Source organism: Paenibacillus sp. SYP-B3998 (assembly GCF_010820665.1).
In the GTDB taxonomy this organism is placed as follows: Bacteria; Bacillota; Bacilli; order Paenibacillales; family NBRC-103111; genus Paenibacillus_E.
Map to the genome: position 1 here is coordinate 112,652 of NZ_JAAIKC010000010.1, position 17,500 is coordinate 130,151.

Annotated in this window: 14 protein-coding genes; 5 read left to right on the forward strand and 9 right to left on the reverse strand. The window is 40.6% G+C overall.

Features of this window, described 5'->3' with window-relative positions; translation table 11 throughout:
- Positions 1 to 82: 82 nt before the first annotated feature.
- Both GK047_RS21955 and GK047_RS21960 read left to right on the forward strand, forming a co-directional pair.
- Positions 83 to 2,323: a PQQ-dependent sugar dehydrogenase gene (locus tag GK047_RS21955; protein ID WP_163951745.1), complete on the forward strand. Its 2,241-nt coding sequence runs from the start codon at positions 83 to 85 to the stop codon at positions 2,321 to 2,323.
- An 81-nt stretch (positions 2,324 to 2,404) separates the two neighbouring features.
- The gene (locus GK047_RS21960) at positions 2,405 to 4,114 is read left to right on the forward strand and encodes an endo-1,4-beta-xylanase (RefSeq protein ID WP_163951747.1); all 1,710 of its coding nucleotides are present in this window, start codon (positions 2,405 to 2,407) and stop codon (positions 4,112 to 4,114) included.
- A gap of 578 nt (positions 4,115 to 4,692) precedes the next feature.
- Here the strand turns inward: GK047_RS21960 and GK047_RS21965 are convergent.
- From GK047_RS21965 to GK047_RS21980, 4 genes are all read right to left on the reverse strand, one after another.
- Positions 4,693 to 5,136 carry a thioredoxin domain-containing protein gene (locus GK047_RS21965; RefSeq protein ID WP_163951749.1) on the reverse strand — a complete coding sequence of 148 codons (444 nt, stop codon included), beginning with the start codon at positions 5,134 to 5,136 and terminating at the stop codon, positions 4,693 to 4,695.
- A gap of 83 nt (positions 5,137 to 5,219) precedes the next feature.
- Positions 5,220 to 5,756 carry a MauE/DoxX family redox-associated membrane protein gene (locus tag GK047_RS21970; RefSeq protein ID WP_163951751.1) on the reverse strand — a complete coding sequence of 179 codons (537 nt, stop codon included), beginning with the start codon at positions 5,754 to 5,756 and terminating at the stop codon, positions 5,220 to 5,222.
- A 25-nt stretch (positions 5,757 to 5,781) separates the two neighbouring features.
- Positions 5,782 to 7,152 carry a lanthionine synthetase C family protein gene (locus GK047_RS21975; RefSeq protein ID WP_163951753.1) on the reverse strand — a complete coding sequence of 457 codons (1,371 nt, stop codon included), beginning with the start codon at positions 7,150 to 7,152 and terminating at the stop codon, positions 5,782 to 5,784.
- A 12-nt stretch (positions 7,153 to 7,164) separates the two neighbouring features.
- Entirely contained in the window at positions 7,165 to 10,326 is a 3,162-nt protein-coding gene (locus GK047_RS21980) for a thiopeptide-type bacteriocin biosynthesis protein (protein ID WP_163951755.1), read from the reverse strand.
- Positions 10,327 to 10,876: 550 nt separating this feature from the next.
- Between GK047_RS21980 and GK047_RS21985 the strand changes: the two genes are divergently transcribed.
- Positions 10,877 to 11,119, forward strand: coding sequence for a LuxR C-terminal-related transcriptional regulator (locus GK047_RS21985; RefSeq protein WP_163951757.1), 243 nt, complete (start codon positions 10,877 to 10,879; stop codon positions 11,117 to 11,119).
- Between the two features lie 615 nt (positions 11,120 to 11,734).
- Here the strand turns inward: GK047_RS21985 and GK047_RS21990 are convergent.
- The 4 genes from GK047_RS21990 to GK047_RS22005 all read right to left on the reverse strand — a co-directional run bounded on the left by GK047_RS21990 (position 11,735) and on the right by GK047_RS22005 (position 14,404).
- On the reverse strand, positions 11,735 to 11,884 hold the full coding sequence (locus GK047_RS21990) for a hypothetical protein (protein WP_163951759.1): 150 nt from the start codon (positions 11,882 to 11,884) through the stop codon (positions 11,735 to 11,737).
- 357 nt (positions 11,885 to 12,241) lie between these two features.
- Positions 12,242 to 12,457 (reverse strand): helix-turn-helix domain-containing protein, encoded by a 216-nt coding sequence (locus tag GK047_RS21995; protein ID WP_240344093.1) that lies wholly within the window; start codon positions 12,455 to 12,457, stop codon positions 12,242 to 12,244.
- Between the two features lie 278 nt (positions 12,458 to 12,735).
- Positions 12,736 to 13,491: a hypothetical protein gene (locus tag GK047_RS22000; RefSeq protein ID WP_163951761.1), complete on the reverse strand. Its 756-nt coding sequence runs from the start codon at positions 13,489 to 13,491 to the stop codon at positions 12,736 to 12,738.
- A gap of 49 nt (positions 13,492 to 13,540) precedes the next feature.
- On the reverse strand, positions 13,541 to 14,404 hold the full coding sequence (locus GK047_RS22005) for a helix-turn-helix transcriptional regulator (RefSeq protein ID WP_163951763.1): 864 nt from the start codon (positions 14,402 to 14,404) through the stop codon (positions 13,541 to 13,543).
- Positions 14,405 to 14,648: 244 nt separating this feature from the next.
- Here GK047_RS22005 and fabF point away from each other — a divergent pair, with 244 nt between their 5' ends.
- Both fabF and GK047_RS22015 read left to right on the forward strand, forming a co-directional pair.
- Positions 14,649 to 15,884: a beta-ketoacyl-ACP synthase II gene (gene fabF, locus GK047_RS22010; protein WP_163951765.1), complete on the forward strand. Its 1,236-nt coding sequence runs from the start codon at positions 14,649 to 14,651 to the stop codon at positions 15,882 to 15,884.
- A gap of 126 nt (positions 15,885 to 16,010) precedes the next feature.
- Entirely contained in the window at positions 16,011 to 16,391 is a 381-nt protein-coding gene (locus GK047_RS22015) for a helix-turn-helix domain-containing protein (RefSeq protein WP_240344094.1), read from the forward strand.
- Between the two features lie 161 nt (positions 16,392 to 16,552).
- Here GK047_RS22015 and GK047_RS22020 read toward each other — a convergent pair whose 3' ends face one another.
- Complete coding sequence (locus tag GK047_RS22020) at positions 16,553 to 17,440, reverse strand: AraC family transcriptional regulator (protein WP_163951769.1); 888 nt, start codon at positions 17,438 to 17,440, stop codon at positions 16,553 to 16,555.
- Between the last annotated feature and the right edge of the window lie 60 nt (positions 17,441 to 17,500).

Genomic DNA, 17,500 nt, shown 5'->3' on the forward strand with positions numbered 1-17,500 from the left:
ATAAGCGTTTTAACTTTAATGGATGAAAGGGGGATTATCAGACTAGCAAGGTATCATAAAACCTAAAAAAGGATGTGTATGGATGATTACACGAAGAAAGATAGCTGCTTTAAGTGTCTGTATTTGTTTGGTTATCACCTTATTGCCTACGTTAGGATTTGCTAAGGCTGGAGCTATGCCAAGTCCCTGGAGCCAACAAAATATCGGATCGCCCGCATTAGCAGGCAACGCAACCTATGATCCGAGCAGCGACCAATTCTCAATTAGCGGAGCAGGAAAAGATATTTGGGGAACATCTGATCAATTTAATTACGCGTATCAGCCCTGGACAGGGGATGGCTCCATTATTGCGCTTATTTCCTCACAGTCCAATTCAGACAATTTTGCCAAAGCAGGTGTGATGATTCGTGAAACTCTGCAGGCTGACTCCAAGCATGTTGATTTGCTGCTAACACCATCCAACGGGTTTACTTTTCAATACCGAACAACTACAGGCGGAGCTTCACAGAGTGTAAAAATCGCCTCAACGAGCCCTAACTGGGTGAAATTAGAACGCAAAGGCAATGTAATCAAAGGTTATGTGTCCAATAACGGACTCAATTGGGGCGACTTAGGTAATATTACCCTGAACATGAATGCCTCGCTGTACGTTGGTTTGGCGGTCACAAGCCATAATACTTCGCAATTAAGTACGGCTACCTTTGATAAAGTGAAAGTAAATGCCACTGGCGATGTATTTCCACCAACGGAACCTACAAGTCTACATGCAAATGGTGTAACTAGTACGACTGCTACGATTTCTTGGACGGCATCGCTAGATGATGTAGGGGTTACTGGTTATGACGTTTTCAAAGACGACGTATTAGTTAAAGCTAATGTGTCCGCCACTACTTATACGTATACGGGCTTAACAGCGAATACCACGTATACTTTCACAGTGAAAGCTAGGGACGCCGCTGGCAATGTTTCCAAGGCAAGCAGCCCGCTTGAGGTGAAAACGTCGAATCAAACGGATACGCAAGCTCCTACTGTCCCATCAGGATTAACAAGCCCGAGTAAAACATCCTCTACTGTGAGCTTGACTTGGGCAGCATCGACCGACAATGTAGGTGTGTTCGAATACGATGTGTACACAAACGGCGCACTGTCAAACAGCACATCGACAACCGCTGCTAATATTACGGGCTTAACAGCCAACACCACGTATAACTTTACTGTCAAAGCAAGAGATTTGGCCGGTAATGTCTCAGCCTCCAGCACTGCGCTTTCCGTTAAAACAAGCCCAGCTTCTTCCGACCCTTATACGCCGCAAGTCATTGCCAACAACTTGGAAACGCCATGGGCGATCGCTTTTGCACCCGATGGAAGACTTTTCTTTACGGAACGCAATAGCGGTAGAATCCGTGTAGTTATTAACGGGCAATTAAAATCCACGCCGGTAATGACACTCGGATCCCCCTTCTATTACATGCCAAAAAGCGAAGGCGGATTACTCGGCATTGCGATTGATCCCAATTTCGCAACCAATCATTATATCTACATCTACCATTCCTACAAAACTTCCGACAATAAGGTAGCCAATCGTGTCGTACGACTCATTGAAAATAACAATACAGCTACGCTCGATAAGGTGCTTATCACGGATCTCCCTGGCGCTGTCTATCACAACGGAGGACGCCTCAAAATCGGTCCTGATAACAAGCTTTATTTCGGGGATGGCAACTACGGCAATAAAGATGATACACTCAATTATTTAGGTGGTAAGACGTTTCGTTTGAATTTGGATGGGACGATTCCAAGCGATAATCCCTTCGGAGCCTCCTCTCCAATATACAGCAGAGGGCACAGGAATCCACAGGGCTTCGCTTGGCAGCCTGGCACGAATCGACTGTTCGAATCCGAGCATGGGGAAGCCTCCCATGATGAAATTAACTTCATCCAGCCAGGAGCTAATTACGGTTGGCCCAAATATGAGGGCGGCGACCAAAACCATACCGGTATCACGCCTCCACTCATTTATGCGAGCGGCACAACATGGGCACCATCGGGCATTGCTTTTGTAACCAAAGGGCCTTGGGCCGGAAACTTGCTCATAACTAACTTAAAAAGCAAACAAATCATTCGGGCAGTTGTCGGTGAACAAAATGGCAAACCAACGATAACTAGCAACAATCTGAGCTACCTCTACGTCAACAAGTATGGTCGTATTCGCGATATTGTCGAGGCACCAGACGGTTCCCTTTATTTTGTTACCAGCAATAATGGTGATAAAAATGGAGATGGCACTCCAGATAAATTAGTTCGTCTAGCACCTAATTTTTAATACGTAGGCAGTGAAGATAGAGGGGACGAAAAATTTCGTCCCTCTTCTTTATTTGTCATTGGAAAAAGGAGTGTACACAAAATGAAAAAGACGTTAGTTACGGGTGCAATTGGATTAAGCCTCCTCTCATTCACCGCTATCATTCCATTACAATTTTCAACGCAAGTCGCTTATGCAGCATCTGCTCCCATCGATCTTATCCAAGGACACGATTGGAGTCATTTCTCTGGTGCAACAGTTTCAGGCAATACGGTTGTCATTCAAGGGATAGGCCGCGCCATTGTTCCTGAATCCGATAACGATGATCAAACAACGATCAAGAACCCACCGATCAATCTCAGAGGCACTTATTTAAAGGTGTCTGGTGACTTTTCGGTTACAACGGCTATTCAAGTTGCAGCCAATACAAGCGCCTCCTTCATGATGTACGGAACATTGCCCTTGATTCAAGATGAATGGCGGCAAGAAGGTAAAACCTTAACGTTGACGATTAATAAAGGAAAACTGTATGTTGAAGTCTTGGACGGCAATTCCAATAAACCTACTAAAGGAACCTTTGGGTCCAATCTTTCTCGGCTTGTAACCCTCAAAACCGTGAGTGCTAATAACAAATTCACTTTCTATGCAAACGGTAACAAAATTGGCGAGTTGAGTAATCCTGGAGTCTTCATCGATGGGCATGTATTTTTCGGGGCAGATGCCTCTGTAGGCGGAAGCTATACGATTAACTCCCTGTCCGCACAAGCTGAAAGCGCAAGCGCTTCCGTGAACGCCGTAGATAATCAAATTCTAGCTATCCCTCAAACCAATCATTCGCTCCGCTCGCTTGCAGAGAAACATGTGAACCACCTTCGCATTGGAACTGCTGTAGCGTCAATCCCGTTATTGACAGATCCCTCGTACACACAAATTCTTGGCCGTGAATTTAATACGGTTACACCTGAGAATGATATGAAATTCCAGTTCATCCATCCGCAGCCTAACCAATATGCGTTTGCTGAGGCCGATGCGCTTGTTGAATTTGCTCAAAAAAATAATATGGCTGTTCATGGTCATGAACTAGCTTGGAATGAAGCACTTCCTCGTTGGCTTACGGAGACCAAGTACACCTCAGCGCAAATCAAAGACATTCTCATCGATCATATCAACACGGTTGTTGGACATTACAAAGGTAAGATTAAAGATTGGGATGTTATCAATGAACCGTTCAATGACTCCTCCGGCAGTTTTCGCACGACGTCCCCCTGGTACAAAGCATTAGGTACCGACTACATTGAATTATCGCTACAAACAGCTCATGCGGCCGATCCGAATGCTCGTTTGTATATTAATGAATATGGCGTTGAAGAAAAAAATTCAAAGTCGGATGCCCTTTATAAACTGGCAAAGGGGCTGCTTGCCAAAGGCGTCCCTCTGCATGGAATTGGCTTCCAGCTGCATGAAGATATTGGCAAGGGCTACACGCCAGTTACGGACGCAGTATTCAAATCGAATCTGAAACGCTTCACAGATCTTGGCTTGGAAGTTCGCATCTCCGAAATGGATGTCAATATTCAAGATAAAGTGACCAATGCTCTATCTACCCAACAGGCTAACTATTATGCTTCTATGCTGCAGGTAGCCGCTGATAATCCAACATTCACCACGTTTTCCGTGTGGGGTTTCACTGACAGGTATTCCTCCTTGTCGCCTTGGGAATACTTTAAATACGCAGATGGCTTGATTTATGACACCAAGTTCAAACCGAAAAAAGCGTATCAATCTCTTCTTGATGTTCTAGCTAACAAGTAATCAAAACGAAGGTCTGCTCCTCATATGGAGCAGACTTTTGCTCTTAGACGACTGTCAATGAAGCTTAATGAACGCCCCTGTTATTGCTCATCTGAGGTAATAACTTCCCACAGATCCAATAGGAACGGCTGCTCCTTTGATTCTCGAAAAAATCCTTAATTTTCTGGACTTAATGATGCAGATCCTGAAACTATTAGTATAAATGACTTTTATTGAGTAAATAATTCAAGTTGTTTCTATTTATGAAGAGCATATAGGTTGTTTAGCATCCCTTGATGGTTGCCAAAGGAGCTGACCGATGGACACGTTAATGCTTATGTGGGCCTACTGGCGAGGTTAATAAAGTCGTTTAATCTAGTAGTTAGCCGGGGATTGAAAGCTGTTAACGAAAACAGCAAACCCAGTTGCATAAGGAAGCAGGAGCTATGTAGCACTTAGCCTCCTTATTCACCAGGTTTTCTAGTCAAAATTTGAAATTCTTAGTCGTTAGAGTTACAGCTACCCACAGATATAGTCACTTAACTGGATGGTTAGTAGTTTATCTTTTCGTAGAAAGTGAATTGACATATTCCTAATAATCAAGAAACAAGATTCATCAGTTCCTCTTCAGTTCTTACCAGTTGTTTTCTTAAAATGATCCCTTTTTCTGAGATAATTTGGCCGAAAGGCAGCTTGTTTATAGAATTTTGTTCTAAAATAATGTGTGATATTTGATATACAGGCATTCCTAGTTCATATTTCTTAATAATATTGTTTACTTCTTCTATATCACCCAACATTAAAAGTTCGATATTTAATAATGGATTTTTCTTATGAAAGGTCGTTAGATGCGGATAAAATTCAAAACAGACATGGCAATTGGTAGACGCGAATAATAACAAAGTTTTTACATTGAAGCTAAGCTCATAAGTTGTATTGGTTATTGTGTTAACTGAGAGGACTGGAAGTTCAGAACCAATAGGAAGACCAATTTCCTCTTTAATTGAATAGGTTTCCTTTATAAAACTAAGCTGCTTAGTCATATTTTGAATCAAATATATGATAGCGCATGTAATTATAATTATTATCATCCACAAGATGAGATATGAAAGGAAGGAAATGGTAATCATGATTTCCCCCTTTTCTCATGATATAATAAATTTTTTTTAAAATTCATTAATGAAATAACTAACAAATAGATTAATAATATACCTATAGATGTTAAAATAATTTCACATTTAGTTGGAAATGGAACGTTTGATAAGTCAAGTGAATGTTGCCCAAAAATAAGATATAAATCCATAAGGAACAAGATAAAAATTTTTAAATATGTATTTAATCCGAATTTGTCCGGAAGCGTACCGCCAAAACAATTGCAATATATATCTTTTTTAATATTCAATGCTTTATGCGTCACCCATGTAAATATTAGTAGTAAAAATAGCAAACCAACTTCACTAATAATCCGAACCTTATCATTTAGTATCATAAAGCCGAAACATAATTCGACAACTGGAATAAGAATGGTTCCAATCCTTGTTAAAAGAGATGAAAAACCTAAATCAAGAAATGTTTTCCTAAAAGATTGATAGGAAAGTAACTTTGTGATACCTGAAAATACAAACACAGTAATATACAGTGCTTGAATTAGTGGGAACAGCACGGCATTATACTCCTTCCATTTCAGTTTAATTTGTTAACAAACAGATGTCCCAAGGAATCAAATTAGGCTTTATTAAAGTAGCAAGTACTAAGCCTATTCCTACAGATCCGTCAAGTAACCCTGGCATGTTCAATATGTCATTCCCTTTAGAGTTTTTATGTATGTCATGGAATAAAAAAGGACTATTTTCATCATACATTTTGACAATGTCTCTTGTTAAATTAAGAATCGGTTTTTTAAAAAAATCATCATTGCTATCCTGATATATTGAACTAGTAAGATGCAATAATCCGGCATAACCATGGCAAAATGTAGGTGAATATATATCCCATCTTTCTTGCGGTCTGAGTAGTGTGGATTTATAAGATTCAATGGCTTTAGCCTTCCATTCCTCATTTTTTAAAGCTTTACCTGCTAACCATATTGCCCTCATTAAACCCGGTGTTCCGTAACACCATGCTTCTTTATGCGCTTTATTTTCTACCTTTTGTGAAACTACTTCTCCCAACTCCAATATTAACGGTAAATATATTCCACCGGATTCATCTTTTAATTCCCATTCTAAAATCCACTCCGCAAAGTGTTGAATGGCTTCTTTAAGGCCTTTTACTTCAAAGCCATCAATGCAAGCTTGACTAAGAAATGCAAGAGGTCCAGGAATACCATGCGCCAGCCCTAGGTTAAAGTAACCGTCCTTAAACCTCAGTTTTTCGTCTAGTGATAGGTTTTGAGAAGGCACATACCAGTTAGGTACCTTATTCTCTCCTGAAATTCTATGCTGACTAAGACTAATGAAGTAATCTATGATGTATAGTAGGGTTTCCTTTACTTTAGGTATATCCTTAAAGAGCAATAAATATCTCCCTATACCTGCCCAACCTGAAATAACATCGTAATCGTGTACATATACAGAGCCGTTTTGCACATTATTCAAAGTAACATCAAGCAGTTTTTCAGCTTTATTTAGAATCAAATCATTAATTTGTTTTAATAGACCTTGATAGCATGTTCCATTCTTTGATAGTGAATAAGCTGCAAATCCTATTCCAGCTAAACCAGACCAAAGGGATATGTTCAAATCACCGTTTGATTTAATAACGTTAATAGATCTACTAAGAAAATCATGTCCAACTGAGGCCCAATCTTCATCCGGAAAATAATGATCCATTAGCGAATAATAAACGCAAATTCCAGGGTACCCGCTTGATAAACTAGCTGCTTGCCACGGATAATATTTCCCATTATTTGCGAGTATGTGATTTCCTTCGGAAGTTGCTATTCTTTCAACCTTCTCTGCGTCTTTAAGTCTGGAACCTAATTCCTGTAGTATCTTCTCAATCTGGGGCCTAAATTCATGAATCTCAACAAACTCCAATGATTGTTCGGTTAGTTTCATAAAAGTCTCCTTTTAAACAAGAGTTAACTTATGAGTATCTATTTGGTGAGCACTATAAAAAGTGTGACTAACAAGCTCTAACACTTTGATTTCTTGTTCCCTATCTACTCCCAATAATCTATTAATGTGCATATGCATGATGCTGTCCAATATACTGTAGATATCATTTTGCAAATGTTGTGTTTTTTCTATTTCTTTAATCGCATTCATGTATTTCTTTAACACAGGTAACCTGCGACTAAACGAAGATATTACCGAATTCATTTTATACTTTTGGACCGTTTCCCATTGGTTTTTGTAATGTGTAAGAGATAAATATAAATCTTTATTTTGTCGAAACTCTTTAAGATATCTCTTTGAGATACTTTTTTTACGTAACCATTCTATTTTTCCCTCTAACGAAAGTGGGGAATTTTCAATGATGTCCAAAATACTTACTATGGCGAGTGTTGTCTTGTCAATTATTAGTTGACCTGATCTCTTGAGCAGTAACCACTCACAAACTATCTCACTATCAATTGCAAAATATTCCTCTGCTAACCCAATTAATAACGGTCCTCCATATCTTTCAGTTTCAGGTTCATAAGTATCAATAATCATGCGTTTTAGTAAACCTTCACTTTGCAGTTCTGAAGTCCATAATCTAATTTGAGGCAACACCTTGTTTACGATAAATGAGGGATCTGATTTAATTCTTAACCGAATATGGGGTTCAGGGTCTACGTAACGTATAAAGAAGTATTGTAGAGACAGGCCATCAAAATTTCGGAAAAATTCAACTAACCGAGAACTGATAAATTCTTCTTCACGGCCCGCTAAACCGTAGAGTTTCAAATATAACCATTCGCTGCCTGGAAAATAAGCCGGAACATGTTGGGAGCTGCCACTCTGAATGAGAAACTCTTCATTATTATTTGGTTCTCCAAAAGTTCTTATTAATGGAACTACACATTCAATGCTATAGCTACCGCCTTCACCATTTGCAAAGTATTCATCAAAATCCATACCCGTTTCTGTTAAGATTATATGCTCACTTTTGGTAGTCTGCGTCCAATCTTTTTTTAAACCATTTACATGTAAATAGTTCTCGAGGTCCAATAAAATTCTATTATCGGATACTGTTTGAAACACATAACGAGGAACTTTCCATTTTTGTCTCCACTGTTGAAATTCCGCAAACCATTTTTGATCATCAACTTGCCCATAACAAGAATCTGGTAGGGAGTGTAATGACCACTGGGCAAGAGAAATTATCGACTGCCGATATACTAATCTTGGTAATATAGGAAAGTTACTCAGGGAGCCCCATTGAAACAGCGAACAGTTACGGTGCCTCTCAGCAGAAATTTCTCTCAAAAATCGGTACACATTTGCTCCCCTTCGCGCATTAAACATATGTCCGGTCGTTATAATAACCTCTTTATTGAGTTTTTTTGATTTTAAATAAAATCTGTTATTACGTAGCCCAACGACAAGATCTGAGAGAGAAATAGATTTGGAATCTTGATTCGAAGAAGGACTTACACCCATTATTATGTGATATTTTCTGAGATTTTTTGTTATAGTAATGTTCGTATCTCTTGTATGTACTGGTAAATAAATAAGTTCTGCAAAAATAGCATCCGGTTTAAGTTCTTCTTCTTGAGCATAGATGTTCTTAACCTGTTCCTCAGCGGAGCTATCAAGCATATCTAGAAACCGTCCAAATGACTTACCAGCCCCAGGATTTCCACTATTGGGGTTAAGAATGACTTTATACTCATCTTTATCAAGAGCACTTGCAGATTTCGCTGCAATTGTTGCATATATTTCTAGTGATAGTGGGGGTGTAAGTCCTTTTTCGGGAAACTCAATTTTTTTAATCATTTCTTCGGTTAAATGAAGTTCTAAGTTCCCTTCACTTATTGCTTCTGCAAGCCAGACTTTAAGGAATTTCTCTCGTCCTTCGTCAGAAAGTTTAGGTGGGTTTTCGGGTACATAGAATCCTTCTGGGAGTGTATAAGTAGGTGGCGCACCTAAACCTAAACCTTCATCTAACAATTCCATCAGACTAACTTCACGATAAACGCCATATTTCTCAACAAACTCCAATTTGTATTTATGTAAGTGCGGATTTATAACATCTGGCGATAACCTCCAAAGTACGTCTGCAGCGTTTTCTATTTCCGACTTTATTTTCTTATTAATCTTAACGTCTATTTTTCCCAAAGCTAAATCTACTTGGAGAAGGTTAGTTACGGGATATAACTCGTTCATTTTCCTTACGATTTCAATATATTCTTTCTCACCCTCACCTACATGAGTTTGATCATAATCATTTATACTTTTCACGATGCAGTTTATAGCATCCTTAATCTCATCAACATATTTCAGAGGAAAAATTGTCTCAACTAAATGCTTAAAAGGTGATTCATCTGTTAATGGTGGGCGTAAATTACTTATTAAAAATTCCTGATTCATCAGTTGTTTGATAAATCCTATGATAATTCTCTCTTCTGTATTAGGAAATTCTTTGTTAACTTCATGAAACAAATCATCAAAATGAATTGGAGCAGTGGTAATATTCATTACAAAATCAACAACAGCAGTTCTTTTTATTGTGGCAGAAGATGTTGCTCCTGTTCTCATTGCAGATTCATCACGAAAATTTTGATATGGTAGTTTTAATCTAGAACCTATATGATAGGCGAGGGAATTATTTACAAATTTTAACTGTTTGAACACTTCTTCTTTTTTCTCTAAGTCATTAATAATAGCAAAAATCCATTCCATATCTGGCCTTGTTCTCTTTTTATAGGACTGGACAGAATCAAACGAAATTTTTGTTTCATCTGCAAATCGCCCTAACGTTACACCTGAAAAGAGCCCGTATGGTGTAGGTCTACTTGTCATTCTTATGAAATATCTTAATATACTTCTAAATGTTTGCCTCTTTTTCTTAAAATCTGTCATTGTATTGAGTTTGTCCAAAGATCCTAGTAAAGATGGGCTTGCAACAGCAATTGCCTCTCTAACAATAGGATTTTCGGTTACGCTAGTTAAATTGATATAACTCTGAATCTCAGGGGATTCTAATAAAGATAAAGATCTTAAATACTCTTGTATAGACAAGATAGGAGCCCTAAGCATAAAAATATCTAATGACTTATACAGCTTATCGTCTAGTTTTCTCACTATACATCCTCCCATTTCCCTATTATTCCTTGACTCATGTTTATGAAAACGCCAATGACCCTGACGGATTTGTCAGGGCACCATGGCATAACAATCTTTAGCAGCAACAGGAAGAATAGCAAGTAGGTACGCAGGATGCATTGCAAGTCACAGTGTTAGAACAATAACCTCTTTCTGTTTCCACTCTCTCAATAATTTTTTGGGAGATTTCTTCAACTTGCAAATCAAGATCAAAATTAGCCATAACCTTTTCCTCCTTAGATTCAAAAGATTTATTTAAATAGGGTTGTCCTGTTTAAATCAAGGAAAGGATTTCAGATATACCATATTTAGGATCAATCCTGCGCTTCACAATTTATAATTAAATTATCTCAGGTTTATTCTTCATGGTAAATAATTCATTTGTAGTATTTTATATCCTTTTATTTGTGATATTATGATTTATGTAATTTTATCTGCCTCTTAAAACATTTATCGTAATATTTAAATTACAATTTTGGTATTGTCTGTTAATTTTAATGACACACTTTATTTGTGGAGAGGATCTGGGATGACTTATATATCTGATTGTACACTCAATAAAATCCAAAGTTATTTGATTAAACTGAACCTTACAACACGTGAACGAGAAATTACAGTTTTTTGGATCAAAGATTGTAATTATAAAGAAATTGCTTCAAATATTGGAATTTCTGAGTCGACTGTTCGTAAGCATATATCCAATGTTTACAACAAACTTGGTGTTCATTCAAAAATTGGTCTCCTCTTGTTATTGTTGAATGAAATTTTATAATTAAGACACCAAAAACGCCATTTAAATGGTTCATAAGAGCAACTGGAGAAGTAAAAAGCCAGAACTGCTGGCCAACGAGAGCAGTCCACCTCAGCCAGAAGAAGTGGTTTGGAGCCTCCAGCTTTCTGAGTGATAAGACTGTATACATTGGGTCAACTAAGTAAAGCGAATAGTGAACACGTGGTATTAAATACAATTCACACTTCTGCGCGGGTTAAATCAGTAAAATATCTACTTGGATCATCGAACAGTACATTAGGTTAGTGCATATTATATAATTGGCCAAGATTGTCTTGGGAGCTGAACGAATCGACGCATTGCGCTTGCTGGAAAGAGAAGAGTAAGTGGATATTGAGATAAGTGTGGATCTAATTATTATGATGGATGGAAAGATACCTCAGACAAACAATGATCTTCTTCGATTAGTAGAGCCATACTTCTTAGTAACTGAACTTTCTCAAATGTTAAAGCAGTCTAACCGCTTGTAACTGCAAGAGTACAGAAGAAAAATTTCCACTCTTGGCTCTTGACAGAAAAACACCCTTCTTGTTTGATATCATGGTCATGTTGCTTCACGTTCTTGATCAATCCCGTTGAAAGCCGATCAATCGCCTACTATGCGCCTTGCAGCCAGAATATTTCTTTTCCGATCTTAGGTACTTCACTGGCTGGAGGTGCACCTCGATGTTCGACGTGTATCCATTGCTCGACGCGCTGTATGCCGCGTTCAAGTACGTCAAAGCACTCCTGATTTGGTTTAGTCACAGGTTACCACAGATTTTCCGGGCGCAACTTGTTCTGTTCTCTCCCGGAGCTTAGCACGTTCATTGTCAAGCCGATGTACCTCTTTCAGTGCAAACATTAAAAGCTTATCCTCTCGCCCCTTCGGTTGAGCTTCGCCCACAGTCCATTTAAATGACCTCTTATTCAATCCATTCAAAATTCATTCGTTTATCATAGATATATATAGGTTAATTGGGTTTTAGTCTATTCTATTCTTTATTACTTCCTAGCTTCATAAATTCTAATAACTTGGAGGTCTATGAGATGCTATATCTAAATAAAGCCAGCTTGCTTCATAGTGAGCTAGCTGGCTTTATTTAGGGTAAAAGGATAAACTATTCACATCATCTCAATGCGAAATAAATCTTCCAAATCTTTATCCAACAAGTCACTTAGCTTCTTGGCCGTCGCAGGACCTACAGATTTGACAGAGCGTTCCAGTAAGCTGATATACGCATGGCTTAAACCCGAATGCTTCGCTAACTCTCTTTGAGAGTACCCTTTAAGAATTCGCGCTTTAATGAATGCTTCGGTATTTGCCACAATCTTCATCATATCCGCCGTCTGCCCCCGTTCTCGTTTTGTTCCCCTAATAACCATTATACCATTATTTTTTACTTTTGCAACCAAATATGTTTACGTTAGTATACAAAATAATTACCTAGCACTGATTCTAGATCTAAAATAAAGATGTTTAAGCCATACCCCTAATTCCAACCGACTTTATAACATTTTAAAAGCAACAAAAAATGCCATAATTCATTAGTCCAAGCACAATGAACCGCTATACGTACCTCTAAACACCTATAGATTTCATAAACTTGATCGGCAAATTACATATTCCCTTCAATTGCAATTTCATCCACATGTTCTAGCGTTGTTATCACCCACCGACTTACATAATCTATAAATTCGGCGCTAGATGGGTTATTGATTGCAAGTTGCGTCCAATGCTTCAGGATGATTTTCCATTCCGGCTTACTAACAAAATTCATGCCCGTGTGGTCAAAATCCTCAAAGCCTGTAACCTTACGCGGATATACCGCCTTGATTCCCTCATATAAAACATGAAAATCCTCACGATATATCCATAAGCTAGCACCCAGATTTTCACGCCAACGTCCCTGCTCATCTTCTGCATAAGGCAGCAAAGCATAGCCAATTTTCCCATCTGTACGATGATGAAATTGCCGTACATCGATGACTTTCCCTCTTTCATCGATATGAAGCGTTAAGGTGGGATGCGCCATATATGCTTTCATTTGCAAGACGATTTTCTCGAATTGCTTCCGCCTGCTGTTATCTTCCAAACGATTAAAAAAGCTGCATTTCAATAGGAAATGCCCGCTCCATCTCTCTTGCTCCACCCATTCAAAAAGAAACAATTCTTGGGTTGTTCGATCCGGTCTACCTGAATTTATCCACTCAAAAAAAGCTGTTTCCTCTTGTACTGCTGTTATAGAAAAGCCCGTTTCAACAAGAAAGAAGTTAGCTATACCAAAATAATCGATCAAAAACGATTTGATCCGTAGCTTTTGTTCGTGAAGTGTTAAATACGATGTGCAAGCCACTTCAATGTCATAACGCAATAATAGAACTCCCTTCTGATTGTGGGAACGGCACCGATTTCATACAAGTTCATCTCACTACGCTCTGATCCCGATCACCCAGTTTGCTCATCAATTGTCTAATCTTAATATCCGTATCGGAACCAACCGATGGTGTATACACGCTGCACCTGAGGTCAGTCCTCCCCTGAACCTGTAAGGTCGTTAAATCAAACAGCATTTTACCCACTTTCGCATGGCGAAATTCAATAAACACATCTGGCGCAGAGCTGACATCTCCTTGATGCCAAAAATTGCGAAAATCCGGGTTGCGTTCGCTAAGTTGCTGGATAAACTCGCTATACCAATTATCCCCAAGGTATTGACCATAATAGGAACGAAACATCGCCAGAAAGCCTCTTACAAAATCGCTCCAATTGACTGCCAGTGTTTTCAATTCTTTACGTGTAAATAACAACCAAATCATATTCCGTTCTTCTAACGGGATTAGCTCAAAATCAAGAAAAACGCCTGCCGCCGCTTGATTCCAGCCGACAATGTTACATCTGCGATCTGAAATAATCGCTGGACAATCGTGCAGCTCAAGTAATATTCGACTAAGCGCTGGGGTAATCGTTGGTGCGCTCTCCAGTACGACCGTCGAAGCAGGCTGCTCTAACGCCAGCATAAATAAATATTGACGTTCATCTTCATTAAGCTGCAAAGCCAAAGCAATGCGATCCAGCACTTGAGCGGACATCTTGATGTCGCGCCCCTGTTCCAACCAGGTATACCAAGTGGTACTGACACCAGCCATCGCCGCGACTTCTTCTCTACGCAGTCCCGGCGTCCTTCTTCTGCCTCCCGTCAGCAGCCCGGCTTCGCTGGGTTGAATTTTGGCTCGGTGCGCAGTTAAAAACTCGGACAGAGCTTGTAATCTCTCTGTTGTATTCATCCCTATTCCTCCTCGTGTTCTCAACCTAGCAGTTATTATACCAGTATAAACACTTACTTGTAATAGGATAAAAAGTGTGACAATCTAAGAAAAACAATCTTAGCGGATCCTGCCAGCCTCGTTTTACTATGGCAAACCTTTACGAGTATCCGCATGCCTACTCTCACTGCTTTAACATTCAACTCACAAATTATTCTTCATGAAGCTTGTAGATCGAACTCAAAAATTTAAGGAGGTTTTTATTATGAAGCGCGTAGTCATTACAGGAATGGGTGTCGTCTCCCCGATCGGGAACGATGTGGACACGTTTTGGGGCCATTTAATTGAAGGAAAGTCGGGAATATCAAAGATTGATTCGATGGATGTGTCGGCTTACAAAACGGACTTCGCAGGTATCGTTCGTGACTTCAACCCAGAACCCCTCATTGACCGTCGAAATGTTCGTCGTATGGATCGCTATTGTCAGTTCGCTGTTGTTGCGGCTAAGCAAGCGCTTGAAGATGCTCAGCTTCATTTGGATGAAAGTAACGCTGAACGCGTTGGCGTTTATATCGGATCTGGTATCGGAGGCATCCAAACGATATTAGAAAACTACCGTACCCTCCTGACGCGCGGGCCAAGCCGGGTAAGTCCGACCGTTGTGCCCATGATGATCGCCAATATGGCGGCAGCGCAGGTCAGTATCCTGTTCGGCGCCAAAGGGCCCGTCCTCGCACCGGTTACCGCTTGCGCAACGGGCAATAACGCCATAGGCGAGGCGTTCAAGCTGATCCAGCGCTCAGGCGCAGACGCCGTCATAGCTGGAGGCGCAGAAGCGACGGTCACGGACCTCGCGCTGGCGGGCTTCGGCAATGCGACGGCGCTGTCGACGCGCTGTGACGCGCCAGAGCAGGCAAGCCGCCCATTCGACGCGCAGCGGGACGGCTTCGTTGCCGCCGAAGGCGCTGGGGTGCTGGTGCTTGAGTCGCTCGAGCATGCCCAGCGGCGCGGCGCCCGCATCCATGCCGAAATTGTCGGCTATGGATCTAGTTCGGACGCCTACCATATTGTAGCGACCGATCCTGAAGGCTTAGGGGCATACCGAGCCATGCGCGAAGCGCTGGCAGACGCCGATCTCAAGGCCGAGGAGATCGACACGATCAACGCCCATGCGACTAGCACCATCGACGGGGATTTGTCCGAAACGCTAGCCATCAAGCGATTGCTTGGCAGCCGAGCGTATGACGTACCTATCAGCGCGAATAAGTCGATGATCGGCCACATGCTTGGCGCAGCCGGAGGGGTTGAAGCCGTCGCGTTAATTAAAACCTTGCAGACAGGCATCATCCCGCCAACAATTAATCTGGAGCATCCAGACCCGCAATGCGATCTCGATTATGTACCGCTTGTCGCAAGGCACGAGGCACCGCGTATCGGTTTATCAAATTCTTTTGGCTTTGGCGGACATAACGCTGTGCTTATTTTCAAAAAATACGAATAAGCGTCCCCTAATACCCTCACACGATTGTAATTACTATAGTAAACTGTTACTATCAAATTGTTAACTAATGTTTACTTTCGTACGTGAGGGTGAGAAAGCATGTATTTTTACGATAAATTAAAAGATATGCGTAAGTTGAAAGGCTTCACGATCCGTGAGTTAGCGGATCGCTCCGGCGTGTCTGCAGCCTATATTTCGCAGTTAGAAAATGGAAACCGAGGCGTTCCTTCCCCCGACGTATTGATGAAATTGTCTGAAGGATTGAATACATCTTATTCTGAGCTGATGGAAATCGCGGGATATTTGGAGTCTTCACAAGCGAGTCCAACCGATCAACCCTTTCAAAGCAATCCCGTCAATCTGCGGCGATTTCTCCGTGAAAATGACTTGATGTTTGATGGCTTTGTACTAACACAAGAAGATAAAGAATGGATTGAGCGCATGCTCACTGTGTTGTTCTGGAAGGATCGCCAGCAGCAGAAGCCCGAAGAAGATGCAGCAAACTAAATACAAAGGGATACCATCTCTATAGACGGTATCCCTTTTTTTCATAAATTATAGGATTATTCTGGTAAACCCCCAAATAGCTGGTGAGGAAAATTACACCCAAAAGCAAGCCTACGGCTTCGCGCACATAAAACTTCCGATTCAATCCCCCCCTCCCTTCGTCACCTGTTAAGCTCGACATCCGACTGTTCTTTACGATTCCGGTATGCTGCAGGCGTCACTTTTTTATAGGCTTTGAATACGCGAGAGAACGTTTGATAGGAGCCATAGCCTACCTCGAAAGCAACATCTGCTATGCTCATTTGCGTAGACCGCAGCAATCCAACCGCATGCCGAATTCTAATTTCATGCAGGACATGAACAAAACTATGACCGACATACCTCGTAAATAATTCACTCAAATGGGAGGCGCTGAAATGAAATTTTTCCGCTAATTCACCCAGTTTCAAATCATCCGCATAATGCTTATGTACATAATAAATAACTTGCCATACTTGCCTCGCTCTCACACTCTGCGGAGGTTTTTCAACGGCCGTTTCAATGGTTCTCCGATGTCGATCAAAACGTGCGAGCGCTTCAATCAAACCTGCACCTAAAAGAGCTGTTCGCCAACTATCCTTACCCTTATATTCTTCAAAAAGGCGATCTAAGAGCGCTTTCATGTAAATTCTGTCGTGTTCTTGAAATTGCGTAAACGGCGTGGTTCCATCCATTGGATCTAGGAATCGTTCGACGACTCCAAGACCAGAGAAAGCGCCAAGCCCTATATTCAGACCAAAGATACAATTGTATAAACGAAGCGTACTCCCCGGACGTGTATGAATTTCATGCACTTCATAAGGAAGTACGCAGGTAAAAGTCCCAGGTTTCATCGGATGAGACACACCATTTATGATCTCCGTGCCCTCGCCTTCCAAAACAAATGAAAACTCCATGAAATCATGACGATGCGTTGGAAAACCATGAGGCAATGTGTGAATGGCAAGATGAAAAGGAAAATCGCTGTTCATATTGGGATAATCCGTAAGATAAGCAGGATAAAGCGTCATCGATTCAACCCTTTACGAAAATATGAGATAGATCAGGAAGATTTAGTATGCATACTTGAC